We start from the raw sequence: 23,186 nt of genomic DNA on the forward strand, positions 1-23,186 counted from the left end.
TAGCGCGGCACAAAGGAAGAATGGATTGCTTCGTCGCTTCGCTCCTCGCAATGACGCCCGCAGGAGGATACTGATTTGACCCGACCGTTCGAAGGCGTGAAGATTCTCGACTTCACGCAGGTGCTGGCCGGCCCTTATGCGAGCTATCAGCTCGCGCTGCTCGGCGCCGACGTCATCAAGGTGGAGCGGCGCGAAGGCGAGGACATGCGCCGCACGCCGTTGAGCCGCGAATGGGCCGACCGCGGCCTGGCGCCGGGCTGGCAGGCCATCAACGGCAACAAGCGCAGCCTCACCCTCGATCTTTCGAAGCCGGAGGCAATCGCCATCGTCAAGCAGCTCGCCGCGCAAGCCGACGTGGTGATGGAGAATTTCCGTCCCGGCGTGATGGACAAGCTCGGCATTGGCTACACCGCACTCTCGGCGATCAATCCGCGGCTGATCTATTGCGCCATTTCGGGTTTTGGCCAGACCGGCCCGGAGCGATCGGGCGCGGGCTATGACGGCAAGATCCAGGCGCTGTCAGGCATCATGTCGATCACCGGCCACGCCGAGACCGGGCCGACGCGCGCGGGCTTCGCCGTCTGCGACGTACTGTCGGGCGCCACGGCAGCCTTCGGCGTGTCGAGCGCGCTGTTCCAGCGCATCCATACCGGCAAGGGGCAACTGGTCGATGTCTCCATGCTGGAGGCGACGCTGGCGTTCCTGTCCGGGCAGGTCGCGGACTACTCGGTCGCCGGCCATCGCCAGCAGCTCTCCGGCAACCAGGCGGTAAGCCGCCGGCCGACCGCCAACCTCTTCAAGGCCGGTGAGGGCTATCTGCTGCTGGCCGTCAACAGCGAGAAGCAATACCGCGCGTTGATGACCGCGCTGGGTCGATCGGACGTGCTGGAAGACCCGCGCTTCGTCGATTGGTTTGCCCGGCAGGAAAACGAGCCGGCGCTGCGCGCCATCATCGAGGAGGCGCTGTCGAAAAAGGACCCGCGCGACTGGGAAAAGATCCTGGAGGCCGCGGGCGCGCCCTGCGCCAGCATCTGGAAGGTCGAGGAGGTGATCGATCATCCGCAAATCGCGGCGCGCGGCGCTATTCAGGAGATCGACACGCCCTATGGACGCCTGCGCTTTGCCGGCAGCGGGTTCCAGCTCGCCCATGGCGGCGGCCGGCTCGACCGCATGGCGCCCGCGCTCAGCGCCCACACCGAGGAGGTGCTGGCCTCGCTCGGTTATGACGCCAACGCAATCGCGGAACTGCGCGCGCGCGAGGTCGTCTAGCGGTAGCCGGGGCAGGGGGCGTCTGCACCCTGTCCCGTTTTGGGTGGGCCAGCGCATGGCGACCCTGCGCCAAGTCGCTTTAATCGGCAGAGCTCACCGTCTAAAAGACGCCTTTCCCGATCCAAAAGGACAGATCATGCCCGCCTACCGCTCCCGAACCACGACCCACGGCCGCAACATGGCGGGCGCCCGCGGCCTCTGGCGCGCCACCGGTATGAAGAACGAGGATTTTGGCAAGCCGATCATCGCCGTGGTCAATTCGTTCACCCAGTTCGTGCCCGGCCATGTGCACCTGAAGGATCTCGGCCAGCTCGTCGCGCGCGAGATCGAGAAGGCGGGTGGCGTCGCCAAGGAGTTCAACACCATCGCGGTCGATGACGGCATCGCCATGGGCCATGACGGCATGCTGTACAGCCTGCCGTCGCGCGAGATCATCGCCGACAGCGTCGAGTACATGGTCAACGCGCATTGCGCCGACGCCATGGTCTGCATCTCGAACTGCGACAAGATCACGCCCGGCATGCTGATGGCGGCGCTGCGGATCAACATCCCGACGGTGTTCGTCTCGGGTGGGCCGATGGAATCCGGCAAGGTGAACATCAAGGGCAAGCTCCGCGCCGTTGATCTGATCGACGCCATGGTCGCGGCGGCCGACACCAGCGTCAGCGACGCCGAGGTGGAAGTGATCGAGCGCTCGGCCTGTCCGACCTGCGGCTCGTGCTCGGGCATGTTCACGGCCAATTCGATGAACTGCCTCACCGAGGCGCTGGGCCTTGCGCTGCCGGGCAACGGCTCGGTGCTGGCGACGCATGCTGACCGCAAGGGGTTGTTCGTGGAGGCCGGGCACCTGATCGTCGATCTGGCGCGGCGCTATTACGAGCAGGATGACGAAACCGCGCTGCCGCGCAAGATCGCAAACTTCAAGGCGTTCGAGAACGCGATGACGCTCGACATTGCCATGGGCGGCTCGACCAACACCGTGCTGCATCTGCTGGCGGCGGCGTATGAAGGGCAGGTCCCGTTCACGATGCAGGACATCGACCGCCTGTCGCGGCGGGTGCCGGTGCTCTGCAAGGTGGCGCCGTCGGTGGCGGACGTGCATCTGGAAGACGTCCATCGCGCCGGTGGCGTGATGGCCATTTTGGGCGAACTCGATCGCGCTGGTCTGCTCAACCGCGGCCTGCCGATGGTTCACTCCAAGACGCTGGAGGACGCGCTCAGCCGCTGGGACATCGTTCGCACCAAGAGCGAGAGTGTCCGAAAATTCTTCACGGCGGCGCCGGGCAATGTGCCGACGCAAGTCGCCTTCAGCCAGGAGCGCCGGTTCGAGGAGCTCGATACCGACCGCGCCACAGGCTGCATCCGCGACGCCGAGCATGCCTATTCGAAGGACGGTGGTCTCGCCGTGCTGTCAGGTAATATCGCGCTCGATGGCTGCATCGTGAAGACCGCTGGCGTCGATGAGAGCATTTTGAAGTTCGAGGGGCCGGCGCGGGTCTTCGAAAGCCAGGACGCTGCCGTCGAAGGCATCCTGGGCAACAAGATCAAGGCCGGCGACGTCGTCGTGGTCCGCTATGAAGGCCCGCGCGGTGGTCCCGGCATGCAGGAGATGCTCTATCCGACCAGCTACCTCAAATCGAAGGGCCTCGGAAAAGTTTGCGCACTGGTCACCGATGGCCGCTTCTCCGGCGGCTCGTCAGGCTTGTCGATCGGGCATCTCTCGCCGGAAGCCGCCGAAGGCGGGTTGATCGGCCTGGTGGAAGAGGGCGACCTTATCAAGATCGACATCCCCTCGCGTTCGATCAGCCTCATGGTCGATGACGCCACGCTGGCGAAGCGGCGCGAAGCTATGCTGGCCCGCGGCGCGGACGCATGGAAGCCCGCCAAGAAGCGCAGCCGCAAGGTGACGATGGCGCTGAAGGCCTATGCCGCGTTGACCACGAGCGCCGCCCGCGGCGCGGTGCGCATCGTTCCGGAGTGAGACTCTGACTTGAGGGTAGCCTCGTAGCCCGGGTGAAGCGCAGCGAAACCCGGGGCAGGTTGATCCCGGTTTGAAACTGTCCCGGATTGCGCTTCGCTTCATCCGGGCTACAGGCTAACGGCGGACGAGCCGCTGCGCTCCATCCATCCTGCGAAACGTCCTCGCTTACGTCAGCACCTTGACGCCGCCGAGCGCGGTCACGCGGCCGCGCTTGAGCATCACGATCTGCGTCGCCAGTTGGCGCAGTTCGGCGGCGTCGTGGCTGACATAGACCATCGGAATGCCTTCGTCGCGCAGCCGCACCAGATAGGGCAGGATTTCCTCCTTGCGGCCCTCGTCGAGCGATCCCAGTGGCTCGTCCATCAGCAGCAGTCGCGGTTTTGATAGCAGCGCACGGCCAAGGGCGACGCGCTGACGTTCGCCGCCGGAGAGCTGGCCCGGCCGGCGGTCAAGGAGGCCGCCGATGTCGAGCAGGTCAGTGATGCGTGCGTGCTGTGATGAATCCTCAGCGAGGCCGTTCATGCGCCGGCCGTAATCGAGATTTTGCCGCACGTCGAGATGCGGAAACAGCCGGGCGTCCTGGAACACGTAGCCGATACGCCGACGATGCGGCGGCACATGGACACCTTTGGCCGTGTCATCCAGCGTTTCGCCGTCGAGCGCGATAATCCCGCGATCGGGCCGCAGCAGCCCTGCGATCATGTTGATCAGCGACGTCTTGCCGGCCCCCGACGCGCCGAACAGGCCGGTGACGCGGCCCTGGCTTTCGAACGAAGCCTCAAGCGAGAACTCGCCGAGCTGTTTGGTGACATCGACGCGCAGCATGGTCAATTCCCGTGCAGGCGTTTGGTGGCGCGCCGCGCGAACCATTCGGATGCGATCAGGGCGCCCATTGCGATCACGATGGAGATCAGCACCAGCCGCCCCGCCGCGGTGTCGCCGTCGGGGGTCTGGATCAGCGAATAGATCGCGGAAGAAATGGTCTGGGTCTCGCCGGGAATGTTGGAGACAAAGGTGATGGTAGCGCCGAACTCGCCGATTGCCTTGGCAAAGCCGAGCACCATGCCGGCGAGCACGCCCGGCAGCGCCAGCGGCAGGGTCACGGTGGCGAACACCTGCCACGGCGCGGCGCCGAGGGTGCTCGATGCCTGCTCCAGCCGGCGGTCGATCGCCTCGATCGATAATCGAATCGGCCGCACCAGAAGTGGGAACGACATGATGCCGCAGGCCAGCGCAGCCCCGGTCCAGCGGAAGGCGAACACGATGCCGAGGTTATCGGCGAGCCATGCGCCGACCAGGCCGCGGCGACCGAAGGTCAGCAGCAGCAGATAACCCGTGACGACGGGGGGCAGCACCAGCGGCAGATGAACCAGCGCATCGAGGATCGACTTGCCCCAGAATTCACGCCGCGCCAGCAGCCACGCCAGAGCGATGCCGAACGGCGTCGCCACCAGGGTCGCCACGACGGCCACCCGCAGCGAAAGCAGGATGGCCGTCCATTCGGCGGGCGAGATATCGAACATCAGGTGGAAGGGCTGACGAGGAACTTGAAGCCGTATTTTTCGAGGATGGTCTTCGCGGCGGTCGAGCGCAGGAAGGCGAGATAGCCGGTCGTCTCCGGCTTTGCGGTGGTGGTCGCCGCGACGGGGTAGATGATCGCCGGATGGGAATCGGCGGGGAAGGTGCCGACAACCTTGACGCCGGGCTCGACCTTGGCGTCGGTGGAATAGACGATGCCCAGCACCGCTTCACCGCGCGCGACCAGCGTCAGCGCCGCGCGCACGCTTTCGGCCATCGCGAATTTCGGCTCGGCGGCCTGCCATGAACCGAGCTTCTCCAGCGCGGCCTTGGCGTATTTGCCAACAGGCACAGATTTGACGTCGCCGGTCGCGATCTTTCCGTCGCCGGCAAGCTTGGCGAGGTCGAATCCGGCGCCGACGTTCACAGTGTCGATCTTGGAATCCTTCGGGGCGATCAGCACGATGCTGTTGCCGAGCAGATTGACCCGGCTCGGTTCATTGATCGTCTTTTTCGACGTCGCGTAATCCATCCAGTCGGTGTCGGCGGAGATGAATACGTCGGCCGGTGCGCCCTGTTCGATCTGCTTGGCGAGCGCAGAACTGGCCGCATAGCTGACAGTAATCTTGACGCCGGTCTTCGCGGTGTAGGCAGCGTCGATCTCGTCGAGCGCATTCTTCATCGAGGCCGCGGCGAAGATCGTCAGGGACTTGTCCTGCGCGGTGGCGGGCGTGGGGATGGCTGCTAACGATACGGCGAAAGCCAGGAAAAGGCCGGCAAGACGGTTCATCGGGCGCTCCATGCATGATTGCGAGCCGCGGTTGCCGCGCGCAGGACAGGCGTTGGTTGGGTTAAGGCGACCGTCGGAAGCGCCGTTCCGGTATTCCCTGGAGGACTTGCGGTCGATCAGGATGTCGCCAGCCCTGACAATAGTCAGGATAGAGCAGGAGGTAAAGGCGGCTGCACCGCCCAAGGAGCAGCCGGGCGTGTCAATGGTGGTGGTGTCGCTTGTGCCCGCCGCCGCCGTAACCGCGCAATTCCGCATACTTTGTCATCTGCGACGGGGTCAGGATGCTTCCGGTCGACAAATGATATTTCAGATGGGTGTCGCGCAGCGTCCCCTGCGTGGCCGCAACGGCCGCGGTGGACGCCTTCAGGCTTTTCGGAGTGACTGTGCGGGTGGCGAACTGCTTGTCCAGTTCGGCTTCCTGCTCGATCAGCTTCGCGCCCAGCGGCATCGCTTCGGCCTTCATGGAATCGAACAGGCGCTGCATGCTGGCGTGTTGCTCGGCGGAGAGTTCGAGTTTGTCGGCGAGCTCGAGAACGTGCAATGGCCCCGGATAGCCGTTCAGTTCGGCCGCGAGCGCCAGGCCCATTCCGCGGCCGGCGCCGAGGTCGGCAATCTGCTGCTCGGAAAGCGCCTTGATCGGGCGCGTCTGCATCCCGGCATAAGGGGTTTGTGCATGCACGCTCGTGACGAAAGCGATGGATGCAATCAGGGGCAAAATCTTCATCGTCATTCTCCTGCGGATTGATCTTGCGCGGTCAATGCTTTGTGTCCGGCGCGTGCAATACCGCCTTGCACGCCGGAGGCAGCGACGCCATCGTCATCGGCGGCTTCGGCTTCGGCGGCACCTTCGGCGGCTTCGGATGCAGCACCGCATCGCTGAACCAGTAGGCGAGATCGCCGGTGCTGCAGCCTTCGCCATCGTTCGGCTCGGGCTGGCTGTCGCATTCGCTGGCGCCGGGCGGGCATTTGAGGCGGATGTGGAAGTGATAGTCGTGGCCGTACATCGGCCGCACCTTGTGCAGCCAGTATCGATCGCCTTTGGCTTCGCGGCACAGCGCCTTCTTGATCGCGGCATTGACGAAGATGCGCTGCACGGTGGGCTCCAGCGCGGCGGCGCGTATGACAGCCAGATGCGTCGGCGTCCAGGCGCTCGGCTCGATGTCGAGCCGGTCGGCACGCACCATCATCACGGCCGACATCTCTTCGCGCTCGTTACGCGACAATTGCCGGCCCGGCATCGGTGTCAGCCAGATGTCGGCGTCCAGCCCGACCTGGTGGCTGGCGTGCCCGGTCAGCATCGGCCCCCCGCGCGGCTGCGACATGTCGCCGACCAATATGCCGTTCCAGCCGGCATCCCTGCGCGCCCTTGCGGCCAGCCGCTTGACCAGCGCGACCAGGTCGGGATGGCCCCAGTAACGATTGCGCGACAGCCGCATCACCTGCCAATTTTCGCCGTTGATCGGCAGCCCTTCCGCGCCCGAGATGCAGCCATGGGCATAGAACCCATGCACGCGCGTCGGCATCGCTGCCGGCAGCACCTTGCGGCCGAACAGCTCCTTGGCGGCGATGTTGGGGTCGTTGGGGTTGGCGAGCGGCGGCAGCGGTTTTGGATTGACCGTGCCCTTGTCCTGCGCCCATGCGCCCGCGGCATTGACGGCGGCCATCAGGATTATGAGGGGAATCAGAATCAGGCGAGGGTTCATCGGATCACTCTATTCGCGAAAAACGTAGCATGAAATTGGCAACGGGAGACAGGTGCGGCATACGTAATGCTGAGACTCGCACAGCCAGGCTGCCCGCCCCCGAGGTCAGGATTGACCCGGTTCCTGCCTCGCATGGCTGCGTCCGGCTGCACCCGTCGCATGCGGCGGCGCTGTTCGCGTTGGTCCAGCGCAACGGCCCGCACATTACGCGGATCCAGATCAACTAGAGCGGGGACGACCATCCTCGTTGGTGACCCCGCTCCAGCTTCATTGCTGGTTCTTGTTACGCGCGCGCCTGCAAGGCCTGCCGGATGGCTCGCTCAACCGGCGAATAATCTCCGTCGGCTCGCTCAAGCCTGAACGGCTCAGACGGGTGCAGCGGCGGCTGCGCCATGAAACGTGGCGTGGATCCCCGGTGCATTTGCGCGGCGTGAACGAGGAACGGGTGGCACAGATAGACTGTGCCGGCGTCACCGGTCGCAAGTACCTCGGGCCGGCCGCTTCCGATCTCGTCCAGCATCAAATGTGACATGCCGGCCTCGCCGGCCGGTTCGAGAAAGCGCGCCATGTCCAGATGCGAGCCCGGCCTTATTCGGGTGGGCGCGTCGGCTTCCCCCACGTCGGAGAACAGGAACAGCATCAGCAGCGCCCGTCCGCGCGACGTCACGTTGACCCGCCATGCGGCGTAATCGTTGCTGTCGACAGCTTCGTCTTCGCCCGCGAAACTGAGATCGACATGCCAGCCGGCGTCGCCGGGATCGTGCGGACTCGGAAATCGCACGGGGAAGGTGCCGAGGTCGGCTCGCGGCCACCAGCGTCCCTTTCCGACGAGCTGGTCGAAGACAGCATGAAGCAGCGGACTGTTGACGGCTTTTCGGAAAGGCTCGTCGTTGTAATAGCCGAGGCGGATCACTGGCTGCGTCCACGTTGCGGGGTCGTCGGGATCGCAGGGCAGGTCGCGCCACAGGATGGTGCGACCCTGCTCGGCAAGCTCGCGCGGAAAGGCGTGATCGATCCTGACGAAGCCGTCTTGAATGAATTGCTCGATTTGCGCGTCGCTGAGCGCGCGCGCTGGTTTGCTGGTAGGCATGAAAATCCTCTTATCGCTGGGCAAACGGCCATGGCCTGCGCGAAGCAGAGCGGCCGCGCTGTTTCGGTGGGAGACTTCCGCCCGCATGTGAGCGGGCAACGCGGTCAGCGCGCGAGGAAGAAGACCGAAGCGATATTGGAGGTGCGGATCATCATGGCAAACATAATCTAGCAAACCGGCTACCAGTGTTCAACTCGGCGATCGGCGGCGCTGTTTCGCCTCCGATACAGCGCAATAGACCTCAACATGTGGATCGAGATAACCAGAGATCGGCCTTACTGCAGCTCGATATTTGCCGACTTTATCACCGCGGCCCACCGGTCGACTTCCTCGCGCATGTACTTGGACGTCTTGTCGACCGGGCCGCCGAAAATTCCGGCGGATAGTTTCTTGAGCTGGTCCTGCACCGCGGGCTGACGCAATGCCTCGTTCACGTCGGCATTGATCTTGTCAACGATGTCTTTCGAAGTTTTGGGCGGGGCCACGATGCCGTACCAGGCGACCGCTTCAAAACCCGGAAGCGTTTCGGCCATCGTCGGTACATCCGGCAGCGCCGGCAGACGTTCGGACGAGGCCACAGCGAGCAGCTTCAGCTTGCCGGCCTGAACCAGCGCCAGCGAGACGCCGAGATTGTCGAACATGACGTCGACGTCACCGGCGACGAGACCCTGCAGCGCAGGCGCCGAACCGCGATACGGAATATGCCGCAGCTTCACCTTTGCCATCAGTTGAAACAGCTCCGAGGTGAGATGCGAGGTCGTGCCGTTGCCTTGCGTGGCGCAGATGGTTCTGTCTGAATTGCCCTTCAGGTATTCGATCAACTCAGGCACGCTCGATGCCTTGATGTTGTTCGGATTGACGATCAACGCATTTGGCACCTGGGCCATGACGATGACAGGCTCGAACTTCGTCGGATCGAAGCCGAGTTTGGGATACAGATTGTGATTGATCACAAGCGGCGGCGGCGGTGACGAGAGCAGGGTGTAGCCGTCGGGCGCCGAATGGTAGACCTGTTCGGCGCCGATGTTTCCGGCGGCGCCCGTGCGGTTCTCGATGACCACCGGCTGGCTCCATTTGCGTGACAGCCAGTCGCCGACAATTCGTGGAATCGCGTCGGCCGTTCCTCCGGCCGGAAACGGAACGACGATTTTGACGGCACGGTCCGGGTAATCACCGGCCAGCGCCGGCATGTGACCATGCGCGAAGAAGGTCAAAAGCAGCGTCAGGACGGCCAATTTACGGCGGACGGGAAGCAGAGCTGGCGCAGAGCCGGGCATTCAAACTCCTCCCGCTGCAGATTTACTCCGTCCAGTCTGAGCTGTCGGCGCTTGGTGTTTGCAGCAAGGGAGGATAGCTTGAACGGGCAGGCTTCCGAAGCAATTTTTGCGTGGGACAATGACGCAGCCGCAGCTCACTGTCGTGATCATTGGAGGCGGAATTGGCGGGCTGTTCGCCGCGAATGCGCTGATCGCCCACGGCTTCGATGTTTCCGTCTATGAGCAGGCGCCTGCTCTCGGCGAGGTCGGGGCTGGGGTATTCCTGACGCCGAACAGCGTGCGGCAATTGCAGCGGGTAGGCCTTGGAGATCAGGTGGAACGATGGGGCGCCAGGGTCGGCCACGGTTCTCACTATTTTCGTCACGACGGCGCGCCGATAGCTCCGGTCCAGGTGACGGATTCTGCCGGCTGGAACGCCACCTTCGGCATGCATCGCGCCGACCTCGTCGAGATGCTGGCGCGCGCATTGCCATCAGGCGTGGTGCGCACGGGACATCGCGGCACCGGCTTTGAGCAGGCCGGCGAGGTCGCGCGCGTGTCATTCGCCAACGGTGCGGTCGCCGAAGGCGACGTCGTCATCGCGGCGGATGGCATCCACTCCGAACTCCGGCACTATGTGGCGCCGCCGTCGCGGCCGATCTTCCACGGGTCCGTTGCCTATCGCGGCGTGCTGCCACATGGACGCATTCCGCACTGGCCGACCGATTGCTGGCAGATGTGGCTCGGCAAGGGAAAACATTTCCTCAGTTTTCCGGTGCGATCAGGCGAGCTCATCAACTATGTCGGCTTCGTGCCGGCCGATGAGGAAATGAAGGAATCCTGGTCGGCACCCGGAGATCCCGACGTGTTGCGCCGCGAGTTTTGGGGATGGGACCCGCGCATCGGGACGCTGCTGAGCCAGGTTGAAAAGACATTCCGATGGGCGCTGTATGACCGCGAGCCGCTGCCGACCTGGACGCGCGGTCGCTTGACGCTGCTCGGTGATGCCGCGCATCCGATGCTGCCGCATCTCGGCCAGGGCGCCAACCAGTCGATCGAGGACGGCATGGCGCTGGCGACAATTCTGGCGCAGACGTCACGCGCCAGCGTGCCGGCGGCGCTGCTTGCGTATGAGCGGCTGCGGCGTGAGCGGGTGGCGGCGGTTCAGCGCGGTGCGCGCGAGAATGGCATGCGTTACGACTCCTCCTACGCCGATCTCGGCGTTCGCGATGCCGAGATATCGGCGCATGCGGCGTTCCGAAAGAGGCTTTACGATCACGACGTCGTGCCGGAAGCGCAAGCCGCGGCGGCCGCCTTGAGTTGAACGGGCGTTATATCACTACCGTTGTTAACCGCGCGATAACCCTGTCGATCGTTGGCGTCTGCTCATGCGAACGCCCAGAGTTTCGCGCATTCCTTGTGCATGCGGCACGGATGCGGTGATTTTGCCGCGTGAATTAGCGTCTCCCGCCGGTTACGTCGATCGATGATACACGCAAAGCGTGCGGTTGCCGTTCTTCTCAGGCGGCGCACGACCACGCACGAGGCCAGTTTCATCGACAAGAGATACTATTTTTTCAGACAACTTATCCGAAAACTTTGCACGCAGGGTGCGAGTAGAGCGTAGCAATGCCGAAGAAGCCAAAAAAGACCAGAAAGCCAAAGCAGACGGCGATTGTCCGCTTTCTCGGCCGGCCAGCAAAGCCCGCTGCAAAACTGTCGGCCAGCCGTCGGCACGCGACCGGCGAAGCCGCACGCAAGTGTGTCGAGCTCGAGGCCGCCCTTGCGGAGGCGCGCAAATCGCACGAGCGCTTGCGGGAGGCGATCGATATCCTGCCGCAAGGCATGGTGCTTCTCGATGCGGACGGCCGCTACATTCTCTGGAACAAGAAGTATGCGGAGATGTACAGGCGCAGCTCGGAGCTGTTCAGTCCGGGCGTGCGACTGGAAGATACGATCCGCGTCGGCGTTGCGCGCGGCGATTACCCGGAGGCTATCGGGCACGAAGAAGAATGGATCGCCGAACGGCTGAAGAAGCTGTACCAGCCGGGTGGGCGGCATGAGCAGACGCTGGCCGATGGCCGCGTCATCCTGATCGATGAACGTATGACCGAGGACGGCGGCATCATCGGCTTGCGTGTCGATATCACCGAGTTGAAGCAGCGCGAGGCTTCGTTCCGGCTGCTGTTCGACAGCAACCCGATTCCGATGATCGTCTGCGCGCTGGGTGACGAGCACATTCTCGCCGTCAACGACGCTGCGATCCAGCACTATGGTTACAGTCGCAGCGAGTTCGAGAAGCTTACGATCCGCAGCCTGCAAGCCTTCGATCCCGAGCTGCCGTGGACCGCCGAGCTGTCCGGCAACGAGAGCGCCGCGCGCACCTGGAAGCATGTCCGGGCCGACGGCACGCTGATCGATCTGGCGATCTATTCACGCCAGCTCGTGTACGGCGATCGGCCCGCGATCCTGCTGGCGCTGATGGACACCACCGAACGCAAGCGCGCCGAGGCGCGGCTGACTTTCATGGCCCAGCATGACGGCCTGACCGGGCTGCCGAACCGCAATTTGCTGCGTCAGCAGATGGACGACATCCTGCTGCGCACACGCCGCAACGCCGAGCAGGTGGCGGTGCTCGTGCTCGGCCTCGACCATTTCAAGGCGGTCAACGATACGCTCGGCCATGGCATCGGCGACAAGCTCCTGCGCGGTGTCGGCAAGCGATTGCGGTCGATGCTGCGCGACGACGATGCGCTGGCGCGGCTCAACTCCGACGAATTCGCAATCGTCCAGAGTGGGGTGACGCGGCCTGAGGATGCGGCCTTCCTGGCGAGGCGCCTCTTGGACGCCATCGGAGACCCCTATCTTCTGGACGGGCATTCCGTCGTGATCGGTGCCAGCATCGGCATTGCGATGGCGCCCGGCGACGGCGATGAATCCGAGAAGGTTTTGAAGAACGCCGACCTCGCATTGTCGCGCGCCAAGAACGATTCACGCGGCACATTCTCGTTCTTCGAGGCCGGAATGGACGCGCGCGCCCAGACCCGCCGCAAGATCGAAACCGAGCTGCGCGAGGCCGTCCAGGGCGATACGCTGCGGCCCTATTACCAGCCGCTGGTCGATCTTGCGAGCGGGCGCATCACCGGCTTCGAAGCGCTGGTGCGTTGGCCGCATCCCGAGCGTGGCATGATCTCGCCCGCCGAATTCATCCCCGTCGCGGAGGAAACCGGACTGATCAACGCCGTCGGCGGCTTGATGCTGCGCCGCGCCTGCACGGATGCGGCGCAATGGCCCGACGACGTCCACGTCGCGGTCAATCTGTCACCGCTGCAGTTCCGCCTCGGCAACCTGCTGGCATTGGTCGTGGATACGCTGAAGCAGTCCGGCTTGCCGGCGAGGCGACTGGAACTCGAGATCACCGAGACGCTGCTTCTGGAAAAGAGCAGCGAGGTGCTGGCGACCCTGCATGCGCTGCGCGCGCTCGGTGTTCGCATCTCGATGGACGATTTCGGCACCGGCTATTCCAGCCTGAGCTATCTGCGCAGCTTTCCGTTCGACAAGATCAAGATCGACCAGTCCTTCGTGCGCGACCTCGCCGCCAATCCTGACGCACAGGCGATCGTGCGTTCGATCATCAGCCTCGGCAAGGGCCTGGGCGTCACGATCACGGCGGAAGGTGTCGAGACCGAAGCCGAAGTAAACTGCCTGCGCAACGAGGGATGCCACGAGGGGCAGGGTTTTCTGTTCAGCCGTGCGCGGCCCAATGCGGAGATCGTGAGCATGTTGAAGACGCAGGGCAACTGGAGCTCGCCGGCAGGCGCGGCGCTGGTGGCGTGAGGCCAAGGTGCAGGCCCAGTCGTCATTGCGAGCGAAGCGAAGCAATCCACTCTTGCTTTGCTGCGCGATGGATTGCTTCGCTTCGCTCGCAATGACGGATGGCTATTTCACCCGTACCCGCTTCCTCAAATGATACGTCAGCGCCAGCGCGATGCAGTGGCGCAGCGCTTTCTCGGGTAGCTTCTCGCCGGCGTCGAGCAGAATGCTGCGGTTGCCGCCATAGCTCAGTTCCGGATAGAGCTCACGAAAAGTCTCGACCAGATCGGTCTGGCAGTGGAAATAGACCGCGTACCGGCCGGCTTCCGCCTTCACCTGGTCGATCCGGATCGTGCTGCCGCTCTTGCTCTCGGCCGTGAGATAGCTCGGCTGCCCCCATTTCAGCGTCTCTTCCAGCGCGCCGACGCCCTCGGTACTCTCCGCGGTATCGAAGATCAGCCGGCGCAGGGCCGCTAGCCGAGCCTTGACCGGACTGGGGTAGGCACCGAAGACCGCATCCACCGCGGCATTCCCGGTGGCAGCGCCTGGCTTTTTGGCGATGCGCTTTGCCGCTTGCTTTTGTGCCGCCTTCTTCATTGCAGTGTCAGCGCATCCTGCCTGGATCTGAACCAACCTAAAGCAGGATGCAAGCCGGCAGAAGCGAAAAACGAAACGCCTATCTCCTTCGCGCGGTCTTGCGCGGGCCCGGCCGGGCCGTCTTGCGTGCACCGGATCGTGTCATCTTGCGTGCGCTCGACCTTGCCGCAGCTTTACGCTTCCGTGTTGCAGCGGCCTTCTTGGCGGAGCGCGATCGCGCCGCTGCGGGACGGCTTGCCGCAGCCTTGCCGCCGATCCGGCCGCCCTTCTTCGCCGCGACATTGGTGTCCTTCACGCCGCGGCCGGAGCCGCTCTTGTTGCCGCCGCCGGTTTCCTTGTTGACGGTCGCCCAGGCGCGCCGCTCGGCTTCATCCTTGCTGACGCCGCGCTTCTCGTAGCCTTCCTCGATATGTTCGGCCTTGCGCTTCTGCTTGTCGGTATAGCTCGATTTGTCACCACGGGGCATGCGGTGTCTCCATCGCTGTTGCCAATGAAGTGCAACGCATAGCGGGTATGGGGGTTCCGATACGTGGGGCCCGCACGGGCCAGGCCGCCAGCCACGTTATCGCATCGTCGGCGGCGTATCGAGATTGCCGGAAAGGATCGCCTTGCCGGCGTCTTCATAGTGAGCATCGCGGCCCTGGATCTGCTGCGCGATGGCGTGCATGTCGCGAAAGCGGCGCTCGAACTTGTTGGCGTTGAATACGGCGGTGGCGCCGGCCATGCGATAGGCAGCGTCGACGACGGCGGCCGATTGATGGATGGTCCAGGTGGTGGCGATGCGCAGCGCGATGCGATGCGCTTCCGTGGTGGCCTCGCCGCGCGCCAGATCGCGCCAGACTTCGGCGGCGGTCGCGTAGAGATAGGCCCGCGCCGCGCGCAAGCTCGCCTCGGTGCGGCCGATCACTCCCTGCACGGCATTGTTGTCGCGCATCGCCTTCAGCGCCTGCGGCGTCTTGGCGCGCGCCAGATCGATCGCCGCGTCGAGCGTGGCGCGGGCGACGCCGAGCGAAGTTGCCGCAAAGCCCATTCCGAACACCATGTTGGTGGAGAGCTTGTACAGCGGACCGTTTTCGCGCCGTGCCTGGGGTTCGTCGCGAAGCGCGGCAAATTTTTCGGGGATGAAAAGGTTATCGACCGAATAGGAATCGGTGCCGGTGCCCCGCAGGCCGATGACGTCCCAGACGTCGTACATCGTGGCGCTGGTCACCGGAAACAGGATGGTGCGGATCTCCAGCGAGCCATCCGCTTTGCGCCGCGGGGTGCCGTCGGCCTCGACGACTCGGACATGGGCGCCCAGCCAGCTCGCCTGCCGCGAACCGGAGGCAAAATCCCAGCGCGCGCTGGCTTTGTAGCCGCCCGGAACCGCCTGTACTTCATGGTTGATCGCGCCCCAGGCCAGAATGCCGGGCGCGACGTTAAAGATCTCATTGGCGGCGTCGGGATCGAGATAGGCCGCCGTCATCGCGCAGACGCTGCACTGGCCGAGGCACCACGCGGTCGAGGCGTCTGCCTTGGCGACTTCCTCCTGCATCTGCATGAACGCTTCCAGCGAAGCCTCGATGCCGCCAAAACTCTTCGGCAGCAGTGCGCGGTAAAGCCCGTTCTCGATCAGCGCCTGTGTCACCGCTGATGTCAGCCGCCGCGTCCGCTCGATCTCGTCGGCCTCGCGCGTGATCAGAGGAGCAAGCGCGCGTGCACGCTCGACAAGGTCGAGGCCGGGATGCTTGCTCATGCGCTTCCTCGCATTCTCTTGTTCTTGGTATGAACGCGATGGTGACCCATCCGCCGCCCTCGATCAAGGCGGCGGCGATTGCCAGCCTCTCACGCCGTCGCTCGCCCCAGATCGAGCGACGGCTGCGACGGCCGCTTTGTCGACGGGAAGCTTAGCGCCACGGCGACGGCGGCTATGCCGATGGCGAAGGAGCCGACATAGAGCCAGTTATAGGCGTGGAAGGTGTCGAACACCCATCCGCCGGCCAACGGCCCCAGCGCCATGCCAAGGCTCGCAAAGGCGGAGACGGCGCCGAACACGGTGCCCATGATCCGCGCGCCGAAATATTCGCGCACCAGCACCGCGTAGAGCGGCATCACGCCGCCATAGGCGAGGCCGAACACCACCGATAGCGCATAGAATTCGCCGAGCTGGCCGACCGCGAGATAGCTCGCGACCGACAAGGCCTGCACGAACAGGCCGCCGACCAAAACGTGCTTGGCGCCGATGCGATCGGCCAGCGCGCCGAGCAGCAGACGTCCGCCAAGACCGGAGAACCCGGCAAGACTGTAGACGGTGACGGCGGTTAGCGGCGCGATGCCGCAGACCATGGCGTAGCTCACCATGTGGAAGATCGGCCCCGAATGCGCCGCGCAGCAGGCGAAATGCGCGAGCGCTAGCGTGATGAATTGCGGGGTTTTGAATGCCTGGGCGGCCGTCCACGGCACGTCAGGCTCGCCGTCTACGCCTGCTGTTGCAGACGCCGCGGCCTGCGGCGCTGGGCGCACCAGCAGTGAAGCCGGAATCAGCAGCGCCAGTGCCACGATGCCGATCACCAGCATCGCCGTGCGCCAGTCGTAGGTGGTGATCAGCCAGCTTGCGAATGGCGCGACCGTCAGCGGCGCCACGCCCATGCCAGCCGACACCAGCGCAACCGCGAGGCTGCGGTGATCCTCGATCCAGGCGCTCGCGGCCGCCATCATCGGCGCGTAGAAACTGCCGGCGGCAATCCCGATCAGGACGCCGAACGCCAACTGAAATTGCCAGAGCGTGGTGGCTTGGCTCGCCGCGATCAAGCCGGCTCCCAGCAACAGCGTGCCCGACAGTACGACGATCCGGGTGCCAAACCGGTCGGACAGCGCGCCCCAGAAAAATGCAGCCAGTCCCATGGCAAGAAAGTCGATCGTGGCCGCCGCCGATACGCCGCTCCGCGACCAGCCCATCGCCTCCGAAATCGGCTGCAGGAACACCGCCAGCGACAGCATCGACCCGAACGCGACGCAGGTCATCAGCGCGCCTACGCCGACTACGACCCAGCCATAGTTGAACCGAGATGGCTTGCTCATGCGTTTCCCCGCGCTTGTGGTGTTGTTTGTGTGCGCGGGGTGATGGTGGCCTATCCGCCGCCCTCGCGCAATGCAGCGAAAAGCAACCCTCTCATTCGGAGATGATGCGATTGTGCGTTGCGTTCGTTACACTGGCTCGTTTGTGGATTGCCCATCGGGCTCGCAACGCCCAGATATGCGTCTGCGCTTGATGCGCGAGCTGGATGGAAACGGTAGGACGTCAATGCCGAAAATTCTGATTACCCCGTTTTCCGATGCCGATCAGCAGGGAGTCCTGGATGTCATCCTGCCAATCCAGCAACGCGAATTTGGCATTCCTATCACCGGAGCCGATCAGCCTGACCTCACGAATATTCCCGAGTTCTACCAGTCGGGAACTGGCGGCTTTTGGGTGGCTCGATCCAATGGCGACGTCGTCGGCACGGTCGGATTGAAGGATATCGGTTCAGGGCAGACGGCATTGCGCAAGATGTTTGTTGCCGCTCCGTTTCGCGGCCGGGAGTTGGGCGTAGCCGGAAAGCTGCTCGACATGCTGCTGGCGCATGCCCGCGCGAAAGGCGTTGCCGAGATTTTTCTCGGCACCACGGATAAATTCCTGGCGGCGCATCGCTTCTATGAAAAGCGGAATTTCAGGGAGCTGCCAAAAGCCGGCCTGCCCAAGGCTTTTCCGGTCATGGCCGTCGATTCGAAATTCTATGTCCTGAGCGTGTCGTGACGCGATCGGCGAAGTCGTAGGGTGGGCAGAGCGAAGCGTGCCCACCATAGAGGCCGCGATTTGGAAGGGTGGTGGGCACGCTGCGCTTTGCCCACCCTACATTTTTCTTTCTCGCGCTATCAGCTATCCACCTTCAGCGCGGCGATGAACGCTTCCTGCGGGATATCGACCTTGCCGAACTGCCGCATCTTCTTCTTGCCTTCCTTCTGCTTCTCCAGAAGTTTGCGTTTGCGCGTGATGTCGCCGCCGTAGCATTTGGCGGTGACGTCCTTGCGCAGCGCGCGAACGGTTTCGCGGGCGATCACCTTGCCGCCGATCGCGGCCTGGATCGGGATCTGGAACATGTGCGGCGGGATCAGTTCCTTCATCTTCTCGACCATGGCGCGGCCGCGCCCTTCCGCGCGGGTCCGGTGCACCAGCATCGACAGCGCATCCACCGGCTCGTTGTTGACGAGGATCTGCATCTTGACGAGGTCGGCCACCTTGTAGTCGGTCAGATGATAGTCGAACGAGGCGTAGCCCTTGGAGACCGATTTCAGGCGATCGTAGAAATCGAACACGACTTCGTTGAGCGGCAGATCGTATTTCACCATCGCGCGGGAGCCGACGTAAGTCAGTTCCTTCTGCGCGCCGCGACGGTCCTGGCACAGCTTTAGTACGCTGCCGAGATATTCGTCCGGCGTGAGGATGGTGGCCTCGATCCACGGCTCCTCGATGTCGGCGATCTTGACGACATCAGGCATGTCCACGGGGTTGTGGATCTCGATTTCCTGGCCGTCGGTCAGGTGCATCTTGTAGATCACGCTCGGCGCCGTCGCGATCAGGTTGAGGTCGAACTCGCGCGACAGCCGTTCCTGGATGATTTCCAGATGCAAGAGCCCAAGGAAGCCGCAGCGGAAACCGAAGCCGAGGGCGGCTGAAGTTTCCATCTCGTAGGAGAAGCTGGCGTCGTTGAGCCGCAATTTGCCCATCGCCGCGCGCAGCGTCTCGAAATCGTTGGCGTCGACCGGGAACAGGCCGCAGAACACGACCGGGATCGCCGGCTTGAAGCCCGGCAGCATCTCGGTGACCGGCTTCCTGTCGTCGGTGATGGTGTCGCCGACGCGGGTGTCGGCCACTTCCTTGATCGCCGCGGTGATGAATCCGATCTCGCCGGGGCCGAGTTCGTCGACCTGCTCCATCTTCGGCGTGAAGAAGCCGACGCGTTCGACATCATAGGCTGCATTGGTGCCCATCATGCGTATGCGGCTACCCTTCTTCATCGTGCCATCGACCACGCGAATCAGCACGACGACGCCGAGGTAGACGTCGTACCAACTGTCGACCAATAGCGCCTTCAGCGTCGCATCCCGGTCGCCCTTCGGCGGCGGCAGGCGGGTGACGATGGCTTCCAGCACGTCGGGAACGCCCAGTCCTGTTTTGGCGGAGATCATCACGGCATCGGAGGCATCGATGCCGATCACGTCCTCGATCTGCTGCCGTATCTTCTCGGGTTCAGCGGCGGGCAGGTCGACCTTGTTCAGGACCGGCACGATCTCGTGATTGTTGTCGAGCGCCTGATAGACGTTGGCGAGCGTCTGCGCTTCCACGCCCTGGCTGGCGTCGACCACCAGCAGCGACCCCTCGCAGGCCGCCAGCGACCGCGAGACTTCGTAGGCGAAGTCGACATGGCCGGGCGTGTCCATCAGGTTGAAGATGTAATCCTTGCCGTCCTTGGCGCGGTAGTTCAGCCGCACCGTCTGCGCCTTGATGGTGATGCCGCGCTCGCGCTCGATATCCATCGAATCGAGCACCTGTTCCTTGCCCGCCATTTCGCGGTCCGTCAGCCCGCCCGTCATCTGGATCAGGCGGTCGGCCAGCGTCGATTTGCCATGGTCGATATGGGCGACGATGGAGAAGTTGCGGATGTTGGAAATGGGGGCAGTTGTCATGGGGCGCGGGATAGCATTCACACCCCTGTGCGGCAACCATATTGCTGTATTCTAAGGGGGATTCTTCACGCCAAGCTTTCCACTTGACCCCAAAACGCGCTACGCACGGGCCATGTCGACTGCATCCATTTTGCCCACGGCCGCGCGCGGCAAGCGCATTCCCACGATCCGGCGGCTCGGGGCATGGTTGGCCCCGCGCGCGAGCGATCCCAAAGCCGGCCTGTGGCTGGTGACCGGCTTTGCGGCGGTTCACGCGGTCCTGTGGACGCTGATTCTGGTCAATCTGAAGACCGGGCAGGACGTCCACATGGACGTCGCGGAAGCCTACGCCTGGGGGCAGAAGTTCCTGCTCGGCTATGGCAAGCACCCGCCGCTGTCGGGATGGGTCGCCGGCGTCTGGTTCATGCTCTTTCCGGTCACCGACTGGGCGACCTATGCGCTGGCGATGGCGACGCTCGGCTGTGGCCTCATAATTTGCTGGCTGCTGGCGCTACGCGTGGTCGATCGCCGCCGCGCGTTCTTCGTCGTGGTGATGCTGGCGCTCTATCCGATCTTCAACTTCAAGGGTTTTAAATACAATCCGGATCTGTTGCAGCTCGTCACGCTGCCGCTTGTCGTGCTGGCCTATCTCGACGCGTTCGAGAAGCGCAGCATCAGATCCGGCGTGTGGCTCGGGCTCGCCGGTGCGCTGGCGCTGATGACCAAATACTGGGTGCTGACCATGATCGGCGCCGTCGGCCTTGCCGCGCTGATCCATCCCGCGCGCCTGCAGTTCCTGCGCTCGCCGGCGCCGTGGGTTGCGATTGCCACGCTTACCGTCGCGATGCTCCCGCATGTGATGTGGCTGAAGCAGGTGGACTTCGTCCCGCTCACCTATGCGGGCGATACCTATTCGATCACCGACCGCGCGCTGATCGACGATCTCGCGCTGGGCTATGTCGGCCATAACGTCGCGCTGCTGGCATTGCCGATCGTGCTCGGTGCGATCGCGCTGGTATGGCCGCTGCGGCGCTGGAAGCTGTTTCCGTTCTGGTCGCGCGGCGCCAATTCCGGCGTGAACATGTCCCAGGCGCTCAATGTCTGGATCATCCAGGCCGTGGTCGCGATCGGGCCGCCGCTCGGCGCCCTGTTATTCAAGGTCTACATCAAGACCGACTGGGGGATCCCGCTGTTCTTCCTGATGCCGCTCGCGCTGATCGCGATCCCGGCGGTACGGATCCGGAAAATCGCGCTGTTGAACCTGACGACGACCTGGCTGGTGATTTCGCTCGTTGTGCTGGGGATATCGCCAAGGATCGTCGCCCACGAACTCAGCGAAAAGCGCACCGCGGGCGCGACCTACCGGGCGCGTTCCGAACTCGCCCGCGAACTGACGGAAGCCTGGCACACGCGCTTTTATTCGCGCTGGCCGGTGGTCGCGGCCTATACCGATACCGGCCAGCCCGTCACCTTCTACAGCCCCGATCACCCGGCGCCGCTGACCCCTGACGAGTCGTGGTCGTCCGGCCTGACCTCGCTGGACGACGCGAAGCGATCGGGCTTCATCGGCATCTGCGAGGTCGGCGACTGGAAGCTGGAAAAATGCGAGGCGTGGATGAAGGCCCATGCCGCCAATGCCGAGCGCATGGTGATGACCACGCGGCGATTCTTCTTGGGCTACCCCGGCCCCGCGACGGCCTGGAACATCTTCATCGTGCCGCCAGCCAAATAGAAGCGGCTAACCAAGAAAAATGGAAGGGGGTAACGCATGGATCTCGACCTGACGGACAAGACGGCGCTGGTCACCGGTTCGACGCGCGGCATCGGGCTCGCTACCGCCATCGGGCTTGCGCAAATGGGTGCGGAAGTGATCGTCAACGGGCGCGACAAGGCGGCGGTCGGCGAGGCGGTGGCAAAAGTCCAACAGGCTACGCCGTCGGCCAGGGTGCACGCGGCGACGTTCGATCTCGGCAATGCGGCGGGCTGTGCCGCGCTGGTTGCGCAATTCCCTGACGTCGACATCCTCGTCAACAATCTCGGCATCTACGAGCCGAAGGGCTTCTTCGACATCGAGGACGCCGATTGGACCAAAATGTTCGAAGTCAACGTCATGAGCGGGGTCCGGCTGACGCGGCATTATTTGAAGCGGATGCTTGATAACAAGGACTGGGGCCGCGTCGTGTTCGTCTCCAGCGAGTCCGGTGTCTATATCCCGAAGGAGATGGTGCACTACGGCTTCTCGAAGTCGGCGCAGCTCGTCATCGCGCGCGGCGCGGCGGAGACGACCAAAGGCACCAATGTCACCGTTAATTCGGTGATGCCTGGCCCGACCTGGGTCGAGATGGCGCCGGTCCGTCTGGCCGCCCGCGCCGAGGCTGCCGGAACCACCGTCGACGATCTCGTCCAGCGCACCTTCACCGAACGCCGCCCGGCGTCGCTGCTGCAGCGCTACGCCAAGCCGGAAGAGATCGCCAATCTGATCTGCTACGTCTGCTCGAAAGCCTCCAGCGCCACCAACGGCGCCGCGCTTCGTGTCGACGGAGGGATTGTCACGAACCCGTTTTGAAGGCTGTAGGGTGGGCAAAGCGGAGCGTGCCCACCATCTCTCCGAAAACGTTGTCTTGAATGGTGGGCACGCTGCACTTTGCCCACCCTACGAATTCCGCTCACGTACCTTCTTCGTTAAACTTGTCGGCGATCAGCCCGGCGAGAGCATCGACCGCAGCTTGCGCTTCCGGTCCCTTCGCGGAGACCGTAACCGAGGTTCCCGGTCCCGCTGCCAGCATCATCAGACCCATGATCGACGTGCCGCCGACGGTCTCGCTGCCGCGCGTCACCCAGACCTCGGCATTAAACTTTTCGACCATCTGGACGAACTTGGCCGAGGCCCGCGCATGCAGGCCGCGCTTGTTGATGATCTGAAGTTCCCGCGAAATGGCGCCCGCAGGCACGCTCGGCCCGAGTTCCTTTTCGGGCGCGGCTTCGTCGCTCATTTGCCGGCGAGCACGCGGCTGGCGATGGTGACGTATTTGCGGCCGGCTTCCTGGGCCATGGCGATGGCCTCGGGAAGCGGGCGCTCTTCGCGCACCTTGGCAAGCTTGACCAGCATGGGAAGATTGATTCCTGCGAGCACTTCCACCTTGGGACGGCTCATGCAGGAAATCGCAAGGTTGGAAGGGGTGCCACCGAACATGTCGGTGAGGATAGCGACACCATCGCCACTGTCGACGCGATTCACCGCTTCGATGATATCGCTTCGACACAGATCGGAGTCGTCCTCGGCTCCAATCGTGATGGCTTCAATTTGTTTTTGCGGACCCATGACATGTTCGAGCGCCGCCTTGAACTCGTCGGCAAGGCGCCCATGGGTCACAAGCACTAGACCAATCATCGGAAACTCCTCGCGGGTGCTTTTTGGTGCACCGCACGAACGCGCCACTTTGACCATCCAGAGGCCCCGCGCAAGAGGGCATCTTGGCTATTG

22 protein-coding genes are annotated in these 23,186 nt (G+C 63.8%); 8 read left to right on the forward strand and 14 right to left on the reverse strand.

The window, feature by feature from the left end:
- Positions 1-75: 75 nt before the first annotated feature.
- Both KIP88_RS16750 and ilvD read left to right on the forward strand, forming a co-directional pair.
- Positions 76-1,269, forward strand: a complete 1,194-nt coding sequence (locus KIP88_RS16750) for a CaiB/BaiF CoA-transferase family protein (RefSeq protein ID WP_214489022.1) — start codon at positions 76-78, stop codon at positions 1,267-1,269.
- A gap of 136 nt (positions 1,270-1,405) precedes the next feature.
- Complete coding sequence (ilvD, locus tag KIP88_RS16755; protein ID WP_214489023.1) at positions 1,406-3,250, forward strand: dihydroxy-acid dehydratase; 1,845 nt, start codon at positions 1,406-1,408, stop codon at positions 3,248-3,250.
- Positions 3,251-3,415: 165 nt separating this feature from the next.
- Here the strand turns inward: ilvD and modC are convergent, their stop codons facing one another.
- The 5 genes from modC to mepA all read right to left on the reverse strand — a co-directional run bounded on the left by modC (position 3,416) and on the right by mepA (position 7,261).
- Positions 3,416-4,075 carry a molybdenum ABC transporter ATP-binding protein gene (modC, locus tag KIP88_RS16760; protein WP_214489024.1) on the reverse strand — a complete coding sequence of 220 codons (660 nt, stop codon included), beginning with the start codon at positions 4,073-4,075 and terminating at the stop codon, positions 3,416-3,418.
- A gap of 2 nt (positions 4,076-4,077) precedes the next feature.
- Entirely contained in the window at positions 4,078-4,773 is a 696-nt protein-coding gene (gene modB, locus KIP88_RS16765) for a molybdate ABC transporter permease subunit (RefSeq protein WP_214489025.1), read from the reverse strand.
- A complete protein-coding gene (gene modA, locus KIP88_RS16770; protein WP_214489026.1) occupies positions 4,773-5,558 on the reverse strand; it encodes a molybdate ABC transporter substrate-binding protein in 786 nt (261 codons plus the stop codon). The genes modB and modA overlap by 1 nt, the downstream gene beginning before the upstream one ends.
- A 199-nt stretch (positions 5,559-5,757) precedes the next feature.
- On the reverse strand, positions 5,758-6,282 hold the full coding sequence (locus KIP88_RS16775; protein WP_249790832.1) for a Spy/CpxP family protein refolding chaperone: 525 nt from the start codon (positions 6,280-6,282) through the stop codon (positions 5,758-5,760).
- 31 nt (positions 6,283-6,313) lie between these two features.
- Positions 6,314-7,261 (reverse strand): penicillin-insensitive murein endopeptidase, encoded by a 948-nt coding sequence (gene mepA, locus KIP88_RS16780; RefSeq protein WP_214489028.1) that lies wholly within the window; start codon positions 7,259-7,261, stop codon positions 6,314-6,316.
- Between the two features lie 29 nt (positions 7,262-7,290).
- On the opposite strand from mepA, the gene KIP88_RS48170 reads away from it, so the two are divergent.
- Positions 7,291-7,488 (forward strand): L,D-transpeptidase family protein, encoded by a 198-nt coding sequence (locus KIP88_RS48170; RefSeq protein ID WP_214489029.1) that lies wholly within the window; start codon positions 7,291-7,293, stop codon positions 7,486-7,488.
- 56 nt (positions 7,489-7,544) lie between these two features.
- Here the strand turns inward: KIP88_RS48170 and KIP88_RS16790 are convergent, their stop codons facing one another.
- Both KIP88_RS16790 and KIP88_RS16795 read right to left on the reverse strand, forming a co-directional pair.
- Complete coding sequence (locus KIP88_RS16790; protein ID WP_214489030.1) at positions 7,545-8,351, reverse strand: phytanoyl-CoA dioxygenase family protein; 807 nt, start codon at positions 8,349-8,351, stop codon at positions 7,545-7,547.
- Between the two features lie 275 nt (positions 8,352-8,626).
- Complete coding sequence (locus KIP88_RS16795; RefSeq protein ID WP_214489031.1) at positions 8,627-9,628, reverse strand: tripartite tricarboxylate transporter substrate binding protein; 1,002 nt, start codon at positions 9,626-9,628, stop codon at positions 8,627-8,629.
- 118 nt (positions 9,629-9,746) lie between these two features.
- On the opposite strand from KIP88_RS16795, the gene KIP88_RS16800 reads away from it, so the two are divergent.
- A complete protein-coding gene (locus KIP88_RS16800) occupies positions 9,747-10,931 on the forward strand; it encodes an FAD-dependent monooxygenase (protein ID WP_214489032.1) in 1,185 nt (394 codons plus the stop codon).
- Positions 10,932-11,236: 305 nt separating this feature from the next.
- A complete protein-coding gene (locus KIP88_RS16805; RefSeq protein ID WP_214489033.1) occupies positions 11,237-13,444 on the forward strand; it encodes a bifunctional diguanylate cyclase/phosphodiesterase in 2,208 nt (735 codons plus the stop codon).
- A 102-nt stretch (positions 13,445-13,546) separates the two neighbouring features.
- Here KIP88_RS16805 and KIP88_RS16810 read toward each other — a convergent pair whose 3' ends face one another.
- The 4 genes from KIP88_RS16810 to KIP88_RS16825 form a co-directional block, all read right to left on the reverse strand.
- Complete coding sequence (locus KIP88_RS16810) at positions 13,547-14,017, reverse strand: DUF1801 domain-containing protein (protein WP_214489034.1); 471 nt, start codon at positions 14,015-14,017, stop codon at positions 13,547-13,549.
- A gap of 79 nt (positions 14,018-14,096) precedes the next feature.
- Complete coding sequence (locus KIP88_RS16815; RefSeq protein ID WP_214489035.1) at positions 14,097-14,483, reverse strand: plasmid stabilization protein; 387 nt, start codon at positions 14,481-14,483, stop codon at positions 14,097-14,099.
- A 96-nt stretch (positions 14,484-14,579) separates the two neighbouring features.
- Positions 14,580-15,752, reverse strand: a complete 1,173-nt coding sequence (locus tag KIP88_RS16820; RefSeq protein WP_214489036.1) for an acyl-CoA dehydrogenase family protein — start codon at positions 15,750-15,752, stop codon at positions 14,580-14,582.
- Positions 15,753-15,841: 89 nt separating this feature from the next.
- Positions 15,842-17,077 carry an MFS transporter gene (locus KIP88_RS16825; protein ID WP_214489037.1) on the reverse strand — a complete coding sequence of 412 codons (1,236 nt, stop codon included), beginning with the start codon at positions 17,075-17,077 and terminating at the stop codon, positions 15,842-15,844.
- Between the two features lie 223 nt (positions 17,078-17,300).
- Here KIP88_RS16825 and KIP88_RS16830 point away from each other — a divergent pair, with 223 nt between their 5' ends.
- Positions 17,301-17,792 (forward strand): GNAT family N-acetyltransferase, encoded by a 492-nt coding sequence (locus KIP88_RS16830; protein WP_214489105.1) that lies wholly within the window; start codon positions 17,301-17,303, stop codon positions 17,790-17,792.
- A 119-nt stretch (positions 17,793-17,911) separates the two neighbouring features.
- Here the strand turns inward: KIP88_RS16830 and lepA are convergent, their stop codons facing one another.
- Positions 17,912-19,723 (reverse strand): translation elongation factor 4, encoded by a 1,812-nt coding sequence (lepA, locus tag KIP88_RS16835; RefSeq protein WP_214489038.1) that lies wholly within the window; start codon positions 19,721-19,723, stop codon positions 17,912-17,914.
- Positions 19,724-19,835: 112 nt separating this feature from the next.
- Between lepA and KIP88_RS16840 the strand changes: the two genes are divergently transcribed.
- Complete coding sequence (locus KIP88_RS16840) at positions 19,836-21,434, forward strand: glycosyltransferase family 39 protein (protein WP_214489039.1); 1,599 nt, start codon at positions 19,836-19,838, stop codon at positions 21,432-21,434.
- A 36-nt stretch (positions 21,435-21,470) separates the two neighbouring features.
- Positions 21,471-22,268, forward strand: coding sequence for an SDR family NAD(P)-dependent oxidoreductase (locus KIP88_RS16845; protein WP_214489040.1), 798 nt, complete (start codon positions 21,471-21,473; stop codon positions 22,266-22,268).
- A 100-nt stretch (positions 22,269-22,368) separates the two neighbouring features.
- Here KIP88_RS16845 and KIP88_RS16850 read toward each other — a convergent pair whose 3' ends face one another.
- Together KIP88_RS16850 and KIP88_RS16855 are read right to left on the reverse strand one after the other, a co-directional pair.
- On the reverse strand, positions 22,369-22,695 hold the full coding sequence (locus KIP88_RS16850) for an HPr family phosphocarrier protein (RefSeq protein ID WP_214489041.1): 327 nt from the start codon (positions 22,693-22,695) through the stop codon (positions 22,369-22,371).
- Complete coding sequence (locus tag KIP88_RS16855; protein WP_214489106.1) at positions 22,692-23,093, reverse strand: PTS sugar transporter subunit IIA; 402 nt, start codon at positions 23,091-23,093, stop codon at positions 22,692-22,694. Before KIP88_RS16855 ends, KIP88_RS16850 begins: the two co-directional genes overlap by 4 nt.
- Positions 23,094-23,186: the final 93 nt, after the last annotated feature.

It is taken from the genome of Bradyrhizobium sp. SRL28 (genome assembly GCF_018596315.1).
Lineage (GTDB): Bacteria > Pseudomonadota > Alphaproteobacteria > Rhizobiales > Xanthobacteraceae > Bradyrhizobium.